General features: G+C 35.7%; 12 protein-coding genes. 2 read left to right on the top strand and 10 right to left on the bottom strand.

The annotated features are described in order from the left end of the window. From AC000W_RS11240 to AC000W_RS11230, 3 genes are all read right to left on the bottom strand, one after another. Positions 1–577 (bottom strand): hypothetical protein (locus AC000W_RS11240; RefSeq protein ID WP_474748369.1); only part of this gene is annotated, 577 nt, incomplete at its 3' end. 94 nt (positions 578–671) lie between these two features. After that, complete coding sequence (locus AC000W_RS11235; RefSeq protein WP_474748367.1) at positions 672–1673, bottom strand: glycosyltransferase family 2 protein; 1002 nt, start codon at positions 1671–1673, stop codon at positions 672–674. Positions 1674–1685: 12 nt separating this feature from the next. Beyond that, a complete protein-coding gene (locus AC000W_RS11230) occupies positions 1686–2132 on the bottom strand; it encodes a type I restriction enzyme HsdR N-terminal domain-containing protein (protein WP_474748366.1) in 447 nt (148 codons plus the stop codon). A 26-nt stretch (positions 2133–2158) separates the two neighbouring features. Here AC000W_RS11230 and holA point away from each other — a divergent pair, with 26 nt between their 5' ends. Further along, positions 2159–3160 (top strand): DNA polymerase III subunit delta, encoded by a 1002-nt coding sequence (gene holA / locus AC000W_RS11225; protein ID WP_474748364.1) that lies wholly within the window; start codon positions 2159–2161, stop codon positions 3158–3160. A gap of 1 nt (position 3161) precedes the next feature. Here the strand turns inward: holA and AC000W_RS11220 are convergent, their stop codons facing one another. Continuing rightward, positions 3162–3539 (bottom strand): DoxX family protein, encoded by a 378-nt coding sequence (locus tag AC000W_RS11220; RefSeq protein WP_474748363.1) that lies wholly within the window; start codon positions 3537–3539, stop codon positions 3162–3164. A 206-nt stretch (positions 3540–3745) separates the two neighbouring features. Here AC000W_RS11220 and AC000W_RS11215 point away from each other — a divergent pair, with 206 nt between their 5' ends. Then, positions 3746–6526, top strand: a complete 2781-nt coding sequence (locus AC000W_RS11215) for a M16 family metallopeptidase (RefSeq protein ID WP_474748361.1) — start codon at positions 3746–3748, stop codon at positions 6524–6526. A gap of 74 nt (positions 6527–6600) precedes the next feature. Here AC000W_RS11215 and AC000W_RS11210 read toward each other — a convergent pair whose 3' ends face one another. From AC000W_RS11210 to AC000W_RS11185, 6 genes are all read right to left on the bottom strand, one after another. After that, positions 6601–9012 (bottom strand): alpha-ketoacid dehydrogenase subunit alpha/beta, encoded by a 2412-nt coding sequence (locus AC000W_RS11210; protein ID WP_474748360.1) that lies wholly within the window; start codon positions 9010–9012, stop codon positions 6601–6603. Positions 9013–9100: 88 nt separating this feature from the next. Beyond that, positions 9101–11947: a gluzincin family metallopeptidase gene (locus AC000W_RS11205; protein ID WP_474748358.1), complete on the bottom strand. Its 2847-nt coding sequence runs from the start codon at positions 11945–11947 to the stop codon at positions 9101–9103. A 3-nt stretch (positions 11948–11950) separates the two neighbouring features. Further along, the gene (locus AC000W_RS11200) at positions 11951–12637 is read right to left on the bottom strand and encodes an LOG family protein (protein WP_474748356.1); all 687 of its coding nucleotides are present in this window, start codon (positions 12635–12637) and stop codon (positions 11951–11953) included. A 61-nt stretch (positions 12638–12698) separates the two neighbouring features. Beyond that, on the bottom strand, positions 12699–15554 hold the full coding sequence (uvrA, locus tag AC000W_RS11195; RefSeq protein WP_474748355.1) for an excinuclease ABC subunit UvrA: 2856 nt from the start codon (positions 15552–15554) through the stop codon (positions 12699–12701). An 87-nt stretch (positions 15555–15641) separates the two neighbouring features. After that, positions 15642–16397: an NYN domain-containing protein gene (locus AC000W_RS11190; protein WP_474748353.1), complete on the bottom strand. Its 756-nt coding sequence runs from the start codon at positions 16395–16397 to the stop codon at positions 15642–15644. Between the two features lie 41 nt (positions 16398–16438). Continuing rightward, on the bottom strand, positions 16439–17479 hold the full coding sequence (locus tag AC000W_RS11185; protein WP_474748352.1) for a serine hydrolase domain-containing protein: 1041 nt from the start codon (positions 17477–17479) through the stop codon (positions 16439–16441). Between the last annotated feature and the right edge of the window lie 60 nt (positions 17480–17539).

The raw sequence follows: 17539 nt of genomic DNA, 5'->3' as shown, positions 1-17539 counted from the left end.
CAACCATAAATTCAAAATCTGGTTTGTTATTGACCACTTTGGCAACTTTGCCCAAAACCTCTTTAGCTCTGTTAGTAATGTTGTAACTACCACTGCTGAACAATAATTTATCAGAAATAGATACAAAAACAACACCTTTTTCAACACTTACTTCAATATCCTCGTCATCTAAATTTCCAAGGACACCTTTTAAACTTTGTACCAATGAAAGGTTAACAGAATCCCTTCTAGTGATGGCATCGTTTAATTTTCTAATGGTCAAATCTTTTTCTTGAAGGCTTTCCAAAGACTTTTCTAGATTCTCAGCACCTTTTGTTGTTAGGGTAGTTAAATCTCCCATATTATTTATTAGCTCTTGATTGTTTGCTTTTAAGAAAGCATTTTGATCTTCTAATGTTTGCAATCTTGCGGTGGCCGATGCCTTGTCTTCTAAACAGTCGTTTAGTTTAACAGTAGCAGAGTTTAATAAATCTTGGGTTTCTTTTTGTTGAGCCTCCAATGCTGCATATTTTTTTTGGGATACACACGAGGACAACAAAAGAGTAACTCCCAAACAGCCTAGAATAATTTTCTTCATAATGAGTTTAAATTTAATTATTGTATTTATTGGTTTAAGTCTGATAATAGATTCAAAATTATGTAAAAAGCATATGCTTTATTTTACCAATCCGTTAATCTTTTACTAAAATGTTAAAATTCTTTATTTGATGTACGAAATGAGACCATACTATGGACTTCGTAGCATAATATTTTTGGATGAAATTAACCTTTTCTCTTTTTCTATACATTTTCATAAAGTTACGATAAAAACTAAGATGGGCTTTAAGGATCGCCATACAATGTTTGAACTTTAATTGAAAAATGAACCTTGCTGCGGCCACACCATCTAATAAAAGACGTATAAAAATAATTACAAAAGCTTTTCTTCTAGGTAGGTTCTTTGTAATGGAGTAAAGAGAATTCCTAAAATTAAGAAATGTTTTTTTTGGATTCATGTTGCTAAGCGTTGAACCACCTAAATGATATACGCAGCTTGTACCCACATAAAATACTTTGTATCCTTCATTTTTTGCCCTCCAACATAGGTCAACTTCTTCTTGGTGCGCAAAGTAATCTTCATCAAAACCCTTGAGGGAATGGTACAGGCCACTTTTAATAAACATGCAAGCTCCTGTTGCCCAAAATATTTCCTTAATATCATTGTATTGTCCATTGTCTTCTTCCAATGCCTGGAAAATTCTCCCCCGACAAAAAGGGTAGCCCAATTGGTCTATAAAACCACCTGCTGCACCAGCATATTCAAAGTATTCCTTCTTTTTATAATCTAAAATTTTTGGTTGTACAATTGCTGCTTCGGGAGTTTCTACAAAAGCTTTTTTAATGGGAGTAAGCCAACCATCGGTCACTTCTACATCCGAATTCAATAAACAATACACATCTGCCATTACATCTTGTAGTGCATCATTATATCCTTTTGCAAAGCCGCCGTTAGATTTGTTTTGAATAATTTCAATAGTAGGATAATGCTTTTTTAAAAAAGCAATGGAGGAATCAGTTGAGGCATTGTCTGCTACATAAATATCAGCATCATCAGAATATTTTAACACCGATGGAAGGTATTTTTCCAACAGTGCTGCACCGTTCCAATTAAGTATGACAATAGCTATCTTCAAAACGGTAGCAAATTAACGGCTAAAATCAGGAATTTTCCTTAAAAAAGTATATTTTTCTTCTTGTGGATTTAATTTGCAATAATAATGCTCTAATCCATTGGTCACCATAAGATACTCAGCTTGTAATTGCATATTGTACCTAGCAATTTGGTCAAATGTTGATTGTGAGATTTTAATTTCTGGCGCTTTGCATTCAACCAAAATATGAATGCTGCCATCCGTATTGTACACAACCACATCATACCTTTTTACTAAATTATTGATTTTTAGCTGCTTCTCTACATTAATGAGTGATTTAGGGTATTTTTTTTCCTCAATTAAATTGTGAAGTACATGTTGACGCACCCATTCCTCTGGCTGTAAAACCACAAATTTTTTACGGATTACATCAAATATCTGGACTTTATTTTCGCTATTTTTGAATCTAAAGTTGTATGCTGGAAAGTTCAATGACTGCATAGCACAAATTTGATGATTTTTTTTGGATGGATGAAGTTAAACAAATAGTAACCGATATTAAGAACAGCCAAATTAAACCTGTTTATTTTCTAATGGGTGAGGAGGCCTATTATATTGATAAAATAGCAGAATATATCGAAAGGAATGTCTTGACTGAAGAAGAGCGTGGATTTAACCAAATGGTGCTATATGGAAAGGACGTGAGTGTAGATGATATTGTTAGTAATGCCAAGAGATATCCCATGATGGCTGAAAAACAGGTTGTTATTGTAAAAGAAGCACAACACTTATCCCGAACTATTGAAAATCTAACTGCTTATTGTGACCAACCCCAAACGTCTACAGTTTTAGTCCTTTGCTATAAGTACGCAAAGTTGGACAAGCGGAAGAAGCTGTATAAGTCGGTTAAAAAAAATGGAATTCTTTTTGAAAGTAAAAAATTATATGAAAATCAAGTTTCTGATTGGATACGAAGAATATTACAAGGAAAAGGATACAAGATTACACCCAAAGCGGCTATTTTGTTAGTTGAATTTTTGGGAACCGATTTAAGTAGAATAAACAATGAATTGGAGAAGCTACAATTGGTAGTTCCTAAAGAAACTGAAATAACACCTGATACCATAGAAAAGCATATAGGAATAAGCAAAGACTACAATAATTTTGAACTTAAGAAAGCTATAGGAGAGCGAAATGTGGTTAAAGCCACAAGAATAATCAATTATTTTGCCCAAAACCCTAAGGACAATCCTTTTGTTGTAACCATTACATTACTCAATACTTTTTTCACCCAATTACTGAAATATCATGGGTTAAGTGACCATTCATCAAAGAATGTGGCTTCCACTCTGGGAGTAAATCCTTTTTTTGTTTCAGAATTCCAAACTGCAGCAAGGAATTACCCAATGAAGAAAGTAAGCCAAGTCATTTCTCAACTTAGAGAACTAGATTTAAAAGGAAAAGGCGTAGGGGCATCCAATACATCCCATGCCGATTTGTTAAAAGAGCTTTTGGTAAAGATTGTATAGATTATTTTTTATCTATACTGTATTTTCCTGGACCCAATAAAAATATTGCTATAAAAAAGGTTAGGAATAGTAACGCTTTTTCTTTTACTCCAAATGGGTCTGCACTATGTACAATCAATGCAGCAACCAACATTGTAATTGCAGGTGGTATAGCGGCCCAACGAGTTTTATAGCCTACAATAATTAGAATTGGACATATGAATTCCCCAATAACTGCAAGAAAAAGCGAGGGAGCTTCTCCAATTCCTAAGGGGTTTCCAAATTCAAAATTTCCACTAATTAATTTCTGGAATTTACCAATTCCGTGTGTCATTAGCATTATTGAAGGCGCAATTCTTAGAATCGCAAGACCAACATCATTTTTTAAAGAATTTTTCATTTTTCAGGGGTTTTGTTTTGGTTGCTTAAAGGTATCAATTTTTTTTAATAAAATAAATTGTGTAGAAACTACTTAAACTAGCTACTACGGCTAGAAAGAATAGGACTACTTTTTTAAATATTTTATTTTACAAAGAACACTAAGATTATTGGGAAACAACTTAAATACATATATTTACGTGACTAATTTAAAATAAGACATCAATCATGAAAAAATTACTTTGTTTATTTCTATTATCTGTATTGGCTGGCCAAAATATAATGGCTCAAAGCTTTGAGTTTAAAGCTTCTGATATTGATATCCCGCACGAAAAATTTGTACTGCCCAACGGTTTGACTCTTTTGGTACATGAAGACCATAAAGCACCTATTGTTGCTGTGAACGTTTGGTATCATGTAGGTTCAAAAAATGAAAAGCCTGGCAAAAGTGGTTTTGCGCACCTTTTTGAGCATTTAATGTTCAACGGTAGTGAGAATTTTAATGATGATTATTTTCAGGCAATAGAAAGAATTGGCGGTACAGATGTAAACGGAACTACAAATTCCGATAGAACAAATTACTTTCAAAATGTACCCGTGGCTGCTTTAGACCAAGTGTTATTTTTAGAATCCGATAGAATGGGACATTTTTTAGGAGCCATCAAACAAGAACTGTTAGATGAACAACGTGGCGTGGTGCAGAATGAAAAAAGACAAGGAGAGAACAACCCATATGGACAACAGTTCAATTACCTTACCAAAGCCATGTATCCAAAAGGGCACCCATATTCATGGTCTGTTATTGGTGAAATGGAAGACCTTAACGCTGCTACTGTTGAAGATGTTAAAGAATGGTTTTCTGGATACTATGGTGCAGCCAATGCAGTTGTAGCTATTGCTGGCGACATAGAGCCTCAGGACATTTATCAAAGAGTATTAAAGTATTTTGGTGATATACCATCTGGACCAACTATTGAGCGTCAGGAAGTAAACATTCCTGTCCATAATGGTGATACCTATCAAGTTTACCAAGATAGGGTACCAGAAACTAGAATTTTATTTGCATGGAATACCCCACAATATGGACATAAAGAGGATATCCATTTTGATTTGATTTCTGCACTTTTAACAAGTGGTAAAAACTCCAGATTGTACAAAAAGCTGGTGTATGAAGACCAAATCGCAAGCTCCGTGGTGTCTTTTCAATACTCTAGGGAAATAGCTAGTGGATTTATTGTGTATGGCAATGTAAAACCCGGAGGTGATGCAGAAGAGGTTAAAGAAAAGTTATTACAAGGAATAAATGATTTAATAGCAAATGGACCCACTGAAGCTGAGCTCAAAAGAGTCAAGGCAGCTTACTTTGCCAACTTTATAAAAGGATTAGAACGTATAGGTGGTTTTGGTGGAACATCGGATAGGTTGGCGTCTAACCAGACATATTTTGGAGATGCTTCCTATTATAAGACCGTATTGAAATATGTAGAGGATGCAACAATAGAAGATATCAAAGCTACTGCTGAAAAATGGCTAACCAAAGGCAAGCATATATTGGTTTGTAACCCATTTCCAGAATATGCAGTTGAGAAAACTACCGTGGACCGTTCTAAATTACCTGAAGTTGGGGAGCCTAAAAAGTCCAAATTTCCAGAATTGCAACGTGCAAAGCTTTCCAATGGCTTAAATGTAGTTTTAGCACAAAGAAAAGGGGTACCTACAGTGGTAATGAACCTTATGGTGGACGCAGGATATAAAACTGATTATTTGGCTTCTCCCGGAACAGCATCATTGGCCATGAATTTGATGGATGAAGGAACAAAAGAGATGAACTCTCTACAAATAAATGAGAAACTTCAACTTTTAGGAGCTAGTTTATCCGCATATTCCAATCAGGATATGTCTCATATTTCAATGAACACCTTAAAACCTAGTTTGGACGCAAGTTTAGATTTATTTGCTGATGTTATTCTGAATCCTGCCTTTCCAGAAAGTGAGTTTAACCGCTTAAAAGAGGAACAAATAAATAATATTAAGAAGGAAAAATCACAGCCTATTTCTATGGCTTTAAGGGTTATGAACAAATATTTATATGGAGAGGGACATCCATATAGTAACCCCTATACCGGTACTGGTTATGAAGAGACGGTATCCAAACTTACAAGAGAGGACGTTAAGTCCTTTTACGATACATGGATAAAACCTAACAATGCTACTTTAGTTGTAACCGGAGATGTTGAGCTGTCTGAATTGACGAGTAAATTGAATAAATCTTTAGGGAAGTGGAAAAAAGGGACCATACCTACCATAACTTTTAACAAGCCTCAGGTGAATTCTAAAAACACGTTATACTTAATGGATAAACCAGAATCCCCACAATCATTGATACTTGCCGGACATTTAACAGAGAAGTATGGTGATGTTTCTCAAATAGCCATGGAACAAATGGTAAGTATTTTGGGAGGGGATTTTACATCAAGAATCAATATGAACCTTAGAGAAGATAAACATTGGGCCTATGGAGCAAGTGGATTTGTTATGGGAGCAAAACAGGAGAGGCTGTTTTTGTTGTATGCACCTGTGCAAACTGATAAATCTGCAGAATCTGTTACTGAGTTAAGAAAAGAAATATCTGAGTTTACCAGTACAAGACCTGCAACCCAAGCTGAATTGGATAAGGTTAAGACCAATCAAATTTTAAGTCTTCCTGGGCAATGGGAGACAAATAGTTCTGTAAATAGCTCTGTAATAAATATTGTTAAATACGGATTGCCAGATGATTACTATCAAGGCTATGACGATGAAGTAAGGAACTTGTCTTTAAATGATGTAAAGAATGTAAGTAACAAAGTTGTAAAGCCAGAAGCAGTTAATTGGTTTATGGTTGGTGATAGAGCCAAAATTGCTTCTAAATTAGATGAACTTGGTTTTGATGCTATTATTGAAATTGATGCGGATGGCAACCCCATTACTCCAGCCATTAAAGAAATAGACACAGAGATTAAAAATTAATTAAGTTCTTTCATATATGAACTAAAAATCCCGCTTTTGGCGGGATTTTCTATTTTATTTAATATTGCGTTAACCTAAAACAGTGCAGGGTAATCAACAGGATTTGCCTCATGCATAATACCATACACTTTTTCAAAAATATCTTCTTCATTGGGCTTGGAAAAATAATCTCCATCAGTTGCATAAGCTGGTCTATGAGCTTTAGAGGTTAGTGTTTGCGGTGGACTGTCCATATATTGATAACCACCCTGTTTTTCCATAACCTCTCCCAAAAGATATGCAGAACATCCACCTGGAACATCTTCATCTATCACCAACAAACGATTTGTTTTTTGAATGCTTTTTACAACATCATGCTTAAGGTCAAAAGGCAATAGGCTTTGAGCATCAATCACTTCTGCATCAATTCCTACCTCTCTTAATTCTTTAGCAGCTTCCATTACAATCCTAAGAGTAGAACCGTAGGAAAGCAAAGTAATATCAGTACCTTCTTTAATGGTTTCTACAACTCCTATTGGAGTACAAAACTCACCTAGATTATTAGGCATAATTTCTTTTAACCTGTAACCGTTTAGACTTTCTATTACCAGTGCAGGCTCATCACTTTTCAACAAAGTATTATAAAACCCTGCAGCAACTGTCATATCTCTAGGCGATAAAATATACATTCCCCTTAGATAATGAATTAGGCCTCCCATGGGCGATCCAGAATGCCATATCCCTTCCAATCTATGTCCGCGAGTCCTAACTATAAGAGGAGCTTTTTGTTTACCCACAGTTCTGTAGTGTAATGACGCTAAATCATCACTCAATGTTTGTAGAGCATACAAAATATAATCTAAATATTGAATTTCGGCAATAGGACGTAATCCTCTTAAGGCCAATCCAATTCCTTGACCAATAATGGTAGCTTCCCGTATTCCTGTATCTGCTAGTCTTGTCTTTCCGTATTTTTTTTGAAGCCCTTCTAACCCTTGATTTACATCCCCAATAGCTCCAGTATCCTCACCAAAAATCATAAGTTCTGGATATTTAGAAAAAAGAACATCAAAGTTGTCCCTTAGAACAATTCTACCATCCACTTTTTCTGGAGTTTTGTCATATGTTGGTTTTACCTCGACAATGTTGGTAGCTTTATTTGGTAGCTCACTATAGAGATGGGAACTGTATTTGGGCTGCACTTTATTTAGAAAATTTGTTGTCCAATTTTGCAGCACTTTTTTTTCTGGAGAGTTTTCCTCTAAAAGATATCTTAAAGCTTTTCTGGAGCAGGATGCTAAATCTTTATTTAGAGGTTCTTTTAAAGAAACAAGATCACTCTTTATTTTGTTAATGAAAACTTTGTTAGGGCTTACTTCTGCTACTTTTTCCAATAACTGGGCCAAAACCTTTTGCTTCTTCTTATGTGGGGCTAAAAACTCTTCTAAGGCCTCTTTTCTGGCAATACGAACTTCATTTTTTATTTTCTTTTCCAAGGACAACAATTCTTCCTCTGTGGAAATGCTATTCTCTATAATAAATTCGCGGAAACGCTTGTTGCAATCATTTTCCTTTTCCCATGCCAATCTTTTTTCTGACTTATATCTTTCATGAGACCCAGAAGTTGAGTGTCCTTGGGGTTGGGTTAATTCTGTTACATGAATAAGTATGGGAATGTGTTCTTCACGAGCCATATCCGATGCGTTTTCATAGGCATGGATTAATGCCGTATAGTCCCATCCTTTTACTTTTATCAATTCATAACCAGCATCATCTTCATCCCTTCTAAACCCTTCTAGTATTTTGGAAATGTCACTTTTTGTAGTGTGGTATTTTGCTGGTACAGATATACCATATTCATCATCCCAGACACTAAGAACCATAGGAACTTGCAACACACCAGCTGCATTGAAAACCTCAAAAAAATGACCCTCACTAGTACTTGCATTACCAATGGTGCCCCAAGCAACTTCATTTCCGTTTTCGGAGAACTTTGTTGCATCAATATCTTTGATTTCGCGATATACTTTGGAAGCTTGCGCTAATCCCAATAATCTAGGCATTTGCCCAGCAGTACAAGAAATATCTGCGCTGCTATTTTTTTGCTCGGTCAAATTTTTCCAGCTACCGTCTTCATTAAGACTATGCGTAACAAAATGGGCACCCATTTGCCTACCTGCACTCATAGGCTCCTTTTCTATATCTGTAGTTGCATATAGTCCATGAAAAAGACTTTTTGGTGTTAAAAGACCCAATGCCATCATAAAAGTTTGATCTCTATAATACCCACTTCTAAAGTCACCATTCTTAAAGGATCTAGCCATTGCCAGTTGAGGTAATTCTTTTCCATCCCCAAAAATTCCGAACTTTGCTTTTCCACTAAGAACCTCTCGTCTGCCCAACAAACTACATTCCCTACTTGTGACAGCTATTTCATAATCTTTAAGAATTTGTGCTTTAAAATCATTGAAAGAAATATCATTACTAGTCTTAGGTTCTGTTTTCATTAATTGGAGAGGGTTTTTGCGAAAGTACCAAAACCATCTGTTTTTTGCAATTAATATACGGTGCGTATGGCAGTTTGTTTAAACCAAATTAAAACCACTTTCTTGTAAAAAGACCTGTCAGGGTTTTTGGACTTAGAGTTACAATGAATCGGATTTTTTCATTGTAATGTGGTTGGGAAACCTCCCAGCCATTGTTGGAGTATAAAGGTAAATACAGTTCAAAATAATCCGTAACCAAATTTAGACGAATACCAGAGTCATAAACAAAACGAGTATTTTGCCCTATGTTCTTTAAAAAACCTGCATCACCATATAATTCTATCCATTTCCAAAGATTAAAACTAGCATTTGCGGTTGTCATCCAATCATTGGCATATGGATTATCCAACTTAGATTTAAAACCACCTTCAGCAATAATAATCTGCTGACTGTAGATTCCAGAATCTTCGGACCTTCCTAAATAATTATAATCAAAAAGATAATCTGTAGGCCTGTCCAAGGCAAAACTAAAAAAGGTGGTATTTGGGTCGGTTCTGTTTCTTAAAAATTTTCCAGCAAAAAAACGAAAGTTAAATTGTCTGTTGTTTTCAAACAACTTCCTATATTCCATATTGAATACCAGTTTTGTAAAATCGCTGGATTGCTGTGCATCTATAAACCAAGAAGAATAATCAATAATACCTCTATTCGTATTAATATACCGTGCATTTAGCACACTATAATCCGGTTCTGTCTCTAAATCCCCAAGGCTTTCATCTATAGTTCTAAAGACATTAATATATCTAAATGACAAAAACTGCTTTTTGTTGGAAATTAAGTCATCTGGGCGCCAGCCAAACGAAACGGAAGGAGTAAGTGTTGAATATCTTGAATTGGTTTGAAAGTGGAATGTGGACCCTCCAAAAGAGTAGTTAGACACATACAGTCCGCTTTTTCCATGATACTTACGATAAGTAAACCTACCATACCCCACAAAGGCTTTTTCTCCAAAAGAGTAGGAGGGTGAAAAATCAAAGACAAATGGTCTTTCCAACAAAGTTTTGTTATGTATTCTCATGCCAGGAGTAAGACCATCATAGACATTAAAACTAGCTACCGGAACATAAAAAATCTGCGTATAATTTGGATCTTCCGCATCTTTAAAAAACTGAAACTTTAACTTCTTATTACTGGAAAAGAAACCGTTCATTGTCTTCCAGTTATCTCTTTGGTTGAATTCTGGTATTTTTTGGTCATAATTTAACACCAATCTATCAGCTTCATTCCTTGGAATGGTAAATGTTTTTTGTGTAGCAATGTTAGAAAACCAATGTTTGGAAACAACAGAGTCCTTTTTGAGCCCAAAGAGTGAAATAGGAACATTAGTGCCTGTTTTATTTTTTATAAGGACTTGAACAGAATCCTCTTCTTTATTGATTTTTTTAATTTTAAAATCTATCCTATCATTGGTAGATACATATTCATGAAAAAACCAATCAATATTTTTATTGGTGGAACTTTCCAATAAATACTTAAAATCCAATGGATCTACCTCCCTAAGTTGATAGTTCTGATAAAATATTTTTATACCATTGTCTATTTCACCTTTTCCAATATATTCAGACAAATATGCAAGACCTAATCCAGCTTTGTATCTATTGGCAATTTTTTGATTGAATTTAATTAAGGAATCATTAGGTGTTGTGAGCGATTGGTTTAGATTTTTCCTCGCTGATAACATGTATAGAAATGGATATTGCTCATTAAAATCCATTTTTGCCAATTGAAAACTTCTAAACCCCCACATCTTAGATAATTTCCCTAATAACTTATAGTCGGGATAATTTTCTTCAACATAATAAATCATTAAATAGTTGACGATAGCATCAGATACCCATTTTTCTTTTCTTGGATCTAAATAGATAGTTTCTTTTATGTAACTATTCAATGCAGTCTTTAAAAACTTCATTTCAAACTGAAACTGCTCCTCATAAGGCCGAATAAAGGAGGGTAGTTGATTAATGCCATAAAGTGGGTCTTTGTTGTAGTCAATTTGACTAACCAATAGTTGAGAGTGGGGGAAAGCACCTAATTTTTCTGTAATGTACTTGGCCACTTTGTCAATTGAAATACTTTGTGATATTTTATCGTATTTATGGGAGTTTAGGTTAGATACAATATTTAGAGAGTGGGTCTTATGTTTAGTAAAGGTATTGATTGGACTTAAAATAATTTCACAATTTTTTTGATTGATCCCCTCCAGAGATGTTTGTTGTCCGTTTGGAAATTCAGAACTGTAACTTTCCTTAAAATTTGATGTCAAATATAGTTTGGCAGGGTAAATAAAATTTATTTTTGTATTGGTTGTACTTGTATAGAGATCTTCAAGGTTTTTATTGGAATATAAATGCCACACTCCGTCGTAAACAGCTGGCGACAAATACCAATCTTTTAAATAATATCCTTGCTGGCTATTATATCCGTATGGGGTATATTTATTTGGAGGAAGCTTTACGGCATACGTTAAGAACATGCTCGTAGATGCTCCTGGAAGTAATGGTTTGTTTAAATCAATTTTTATAATATCATGTCCGGGCATTCGCTTCCATTGCAGCCCTTGATATCCGCTCGCCACAATACTTACAATCTCTGTAGAACCCCTTTCATCTTCTTTTGCTAGGTGCAAACTTTTTTTAAACTCCTCACCAAATCTTTTAGCCAACGCTGTGTGTTTGTTCGCATAGGCATGCGCCCAATCATTAAAATAAATTGTGTTTAAAGTGTCTTTGGAATCATTTTGATAAACAAATTGTTGTTGAATATCTATGACTTTTGTTTCACCATCTAATGTGGCGGTAAGTGTATTTGTGTGTTGGGCAAGAATGCTATTTCCACATAAAAAGCAGAGTGCAATAAAAAATATCCAAGCAGTATTTAGATGATTTTTTTTTGGCATCAATTAAAAATTTGGACTGAGTATATGCCCTTTGTAAAAAGCATCAATAACTTCTACAACTTCTTCTTTTGTATCAACAATTTGTACCAAATCTAAATCTGTAGGGCTTATGTTGCCAGCATCTATCATAGTTCCTTTAATCCAACCCCATAACCCTTCCCAAAACTTAGTACCTACCAAAATGATTGGGAATTTTGCAATTTTATTTGTCTGTATTAATGTAATAGCTTCAAAAAGCTCATCCAATGTTCCAAAACCTCCGGGCATTACCACAAATCCTTGGGAATATTTCACAAACATTACCTTTCTAACAAAAAAGTAATCAAAATCCAAACTCTTATCATCATCTATATAGGGATTATTATGCTGTTCAAACGGTAAATCTATATTTAAACCCACAGAAGTACCGCCTGCCGAACTTGCTCCTTTGTTACCAGCCTCCATAATACCTGGGCCTCCACCTGTAATTATACCATAGCCTGCTTCTGAAACACTTTTGGCAATTTCCACGGTCAATTTATAATATTCTTCATTTTCCTTGGTGCGTGCTGAACCAAAAATGGATACACAAGGACCTATAAGGCTCATCCTTTCAAAACCATTGACAAACTCGCCCATAATTTTAAAAAGGGCCCAAGAATCATTGGTCTTTATTTCGTTCCAACCTTTATGGTGCTGTTCTTTTCTCATATAATTTCAGTATCAATTTGCAATTAACAATAATCAATCTACAATTACCAATTTGTGTATATTAATTAAGTGCTACAGGTTGCTTTATGTTTAATTCTTTCTTCAAAAATCTTGCCGTATAGCTTTTCTTATCCTTAGCTACTTGTTCAGGAGTACCTTGGGCCACAATCATTCCACCGCCACGGCCACCTTCATAACCTATATCGATAATATGGTCAACGATCTTTATGACGTCCATATTATGTTCTATGACCAAAACCGTATTTCCTTTGTTCACCAATCTGTCCAAGACTTCCATTAGAACTCTAATATCCTCAAAATGAAGTCCTGTAGTTGGTTCGTCCAAGATATAAAAAGTATTTCCGGTATCTCGTTTGGAAAGTTCAGTTGCTAATTTAATTCGCTGAGCTTCACCACCAGATAGGGTGGTGGATTGCTGGCCCAACGAAATATAACCCAAGCCTACATCCTGTATGGTCTTTAGTTTTCTGTAGATTTTAGGAATGTTTTCAAAAAATGGTACCGCTTCATTAATGGTCATTTCTAATACATCTGAAATGGATTTACCTTTATACCTAATTTCCAGAGTTTCCCTATTGAATCGTTTTCCGTAACAAGTTTCACATTCTACATAGACATCGGGTAAAAAGTTCATTTCTATAACTTTTAAACCGCCACCTTGACAAGTTTCACACCGACCTCCTTTTACATTGAAACTGAACCTGCCTGGTTTATAACCCCGTATGGCCGCTTCCGGTGTTTTGGTGAACAAAGTCCTGATTTCACTAAAAACACCTGTATAGGTTGCAGGGTTAGAACGGGGTGTTCTACCAATAGGTGATTGGTTAATGTCTATGACCTTGTCTATATGCTCTAGCCCTGTAATTTTACCGTATGGCATGGGCTTTTTAACACCATTAAAATAGTGGGCGTTCATAATAGGATAAAGGGTTTCATTGATAAGTGTGGATTTACCACTGCCCGAAACACCTGTGATCCCAATCATTTTTCCCAAAGGAAGTTCAACTGTAATATTCTTTAGATTGTTCCCGGTACATTTAGATAGAACTATGGATTTTCCATTTCCTTTCCTACGTTTTTTTGGAACAACAATCTGTTTTTTGCCAGTGATATAATCAGCAGTAAGTGTATTGTAATTTTTTAAATCTTCAGGCTTACCTTCGGATATAATCTCACCACCATGTTTACCAGCTTTTGGACCTATATCAATGACATGGTCTGCATGTTCTATCATATCCTTGTCGTGCTCCACTACAATGACAGAATTCCCAATATCTCGTAATGAGAGAAGCGATTTTATCAATCGTTCATTGTCTCTTTGATGTAGACCAATGCTCGGTTCATCTAAAATATAAAGCACACCTACTAATTGAGAACCAATTTGTGTTGCCAATCTGATACGTTGTGCCTCACCACCCGATAGCGATTTGGAACTTCTTCCCAAAGAAAGGTAATCCAAGCCTACATCTAATAAAAACTGAACGCGAGTCTTTATTTCTTTAATGATTTCTTCAGCAATTTTTAATTGGTTGCCATCCAATTTCTTTTCAAGACCTTTAAAAAAACCTGCCAACTCAACAATATCCATATTGGATAGGTCGGCTATGTTCTTATCATCAATTTTAAAATAGAGAGATTCAATTTTTAATCGAGAGCAGTTACAAGTAGGACATTCCGTTTTGTCCATGTATTCTTTTGCCCAGCGTTTAATAGAGGTTGAGTCTGCCTGCTTAAACTGATTTTTTATAAAATTGGAAATCCCCTCATAATCAATCTTATACTGTCTTTTTACCCCAAGGGTTTTGGAATCCACCTCAAAACTATCGTTACCACCATGGAGAATAACATCCAAAGCTTCTTGCGGGATTTTAGAAATAGGATTGGTTAATTCAAATTCGTAACGCTGTGCAATAGTCTCTATTTGTTTAAAAGCCCATGATTTTTTGTATTCCCCCAATGGAGCAATACCGCCATCTGTTATAGATAGTTTTTTATCTGGGAAAATCTTGTTTTCGTTTACTTGGTATACATGACCCAATCCGTTACAATTTGAGCACATGCCCTTGGGAGAGTTAAAGGAAAAAGTGTTGGGCTCTGGCATAGGGTAAGATATACCTGTGGTGGGGCACATTAAATCTCGACTAAAATAGCGAGCCACTTTTTGCCCTTCCTCTAAGACCATAAGCACATTTTCTCCACTGTACATGGCCGTATTGATGGTTTCCGTAAGGCGTTTGTCCATTTCTGGGCTGTCTACAACCTTTAAGCGGTCTATCACAATTTCTATATCATGTGTTTTGTAACGGTCTACTTTCATGCCCTTTACAATGTCCATAACCTCACTATCAACCCTCACTTTTACAAAGCCTTGCTTTCCAATTTGTTCAAACAACTCCCTATAGTGTCCTTTTCTGGATTTTATAATAGGGGAAAGAATGTTTATTTTTTTATCCTGATAGTCTTTTTTAATGAGCTCCTTAATTTGCTCATCACTGTAGCTCACCATTTTTTTTCCCGTATTGTAACTATAGGCATCGGCTGCTCTTGCAAACAGGAGTCTAAGAAAATCATATACTTCGGTGATGGTACCCACGGTAGAACGAGGTGACTTGGAGGTGGTTTTTTGCTCAATGGCAATAACAGGGGAGAGGCCGTCTATTTTATCCACATCTGGGCGCTCTAACCCACCCAAAAATTGTCTAGCATAGGCAGAAAAAGTCTCTATATACCTACGCTGACCTTCTGCATATATGGTATCAAAGGCCAAAGAAGACTTACCACTTCCTGAGAGCCCAGTGATGACCACCAGTTTTTCCCTAGGAATGGTTACGTCTATGTTTTTAAGGTTATGTACTCTGGCACCTTTAACCTCTATGTTTTCCTCGTAGTTTACCATTTAAATTTTGCAAAGTTGCAAAGTTACGATTTTGACCCCTAAAAAGGAAGCAGGGTTCTTTTCTATTTTGTTAAATGAAGAGGAAAGTTATTTATGTTTTGCTGTATGCCTTTCTTTGTTTTTTACAAAAATTAATTTGTGCCTGCTTTTAGGATTTTCTCGTTGTTCTAACTCAAAGTTACCAATGGATTTAATCAAAGGGGTAAGTTTTTCAAAGCCATAATTTCTAGAATCAAAATTAGGTTGCTTTTTTTGCAAAAGACTACCAACGTCACCAAGGAAAGCCCATCCTTCCTCGTCCGAAAGGTCGGAAATGGTGGTGGCAATTAAATTAATTTCCCTTCGGCTTATGATATCCACATTGGTTTTGGCCGAATCTTTGTCATCATCATTTTTCTTTTCAGATTGGTTTTTTAGAATTTCTATATACACAAATTTATCACAGGCAACAATGAAAGGATTGGGGGTTTTCTTTTCTCCAATACCAATTACCTGCATTCCAGCTTCTCTTAATCTTGTGGCTAAACGGGTAAAATCACTATCACTGGAAACTAAGCAAAAACCGTTGACTTTACCACTGTAAAGAATATCCATGGCGTCTATGATCATGGCGGAGTCAGTCGCATTCTTGCCCGTGGTATATCCGTATTGTTGAATGGGAGTTATGGCGTTTTCCAACAAAAGGTTTTTCCATTTGGTTAGATTGGGTTTGGTCCAATCACCATAAATTCGCTTAATTGTTGGGTTGCCATACTTGGCAATTTCTTCCATCATTTCCTTTACATGGGCAGATGGAATGTTGTCACCGTCTATAAGTACGGCTAAGTTGGTATTGTTATTCATAGTTCTTGAGCATTCTACAATGCTATGTTTTTAACTTAGTTTTATGAGCTTTTTTTGCTTTTAACTATTTTTAAAATACGACTATAAATGATTTCTGCCAAATTCCAGTCGTATCCATCAAAGTTAGAGGTATTATTAAATTGAATTACAACTGTATCAATATCTTCATGGTATTCTGCAAAACTCTGATAGCCCACAAGCAGCCCCGTATGTTTATAAACGTAAATGGAGGAATAGATTTCTTGTTCCCCTTCTTTAAAGACTGAGCCATCATTCAATGCCCTCAAGAATATGCCTACATCCTCTGCTGTAGCTAGCATTAAACCAGTATTGTCGGTCTTAAAATCCTTCTCAACGCCAACATAATAACCACTCATGATATCGTCTATATTTACTTCACTAAGCGAACCAAACGTATTTTTTAACCCAAGTGGCACCAAGATTTCCTCCTTAATATATTTTTGATGGCCATATCCCAACACTTTATCAATGAGGTCAGAAATCAACATATAATTGGTGTTGGAATAGCCATAATCCTCGCCAGGTTCAAAGTCCGCTGGTAAATCCAGTGCGTAATCTAGTGTTTCTTGTTTGTTCTTTGGTGGATTTTTCCAATAATCAGGATGGTCCACGAAATTGGGTATACCACTCCGATGCTGAACCATCATTCTCAAGGTGATTTTGTTGGAATTTTCAATTCTTCCGGCAAGTTCTGGGAAGTATTCAGCAAGTGTCTTATCTAATGATAATCGTTCGGCTTTGACTAACTTTGCTGTAGCCACGGCCACATATAACTTGGTGATACTGGCAATCTTGAACAAGGCCTTTGGGTCAGCAGGTATTTTATTTTCACGGTCATGCCAACCAGCTGCGTAAAATGCTGGTGGTTTGCCAGCTTCATCCACATAAACAATCATTCCATCAAATCCATGGTCAATTCCTTCATTTAATTGTTCTTGAACGGTATTGGGCAATGGTAATATCCAAGCTTTTACTAAAATCCATGGTACAAAGAACAGGGAGCTTATGCTTGCAAGAATAAATATTATTCTTAGGATTCGTTTTGTTTGTTTCTTTGCCATAAAGTTAAATTTTTAGGAGGGTACACTTTTGATGAATATGCCCATGTAGTTGATTATCAA

It is taken from the genome of Saonia sp. (genome assembly GCF_056326165.1).
Note: the sequence above shows the minus strand (reverse complement) of the source record. Positions and strands in the feature narration are given on the sequence as shown.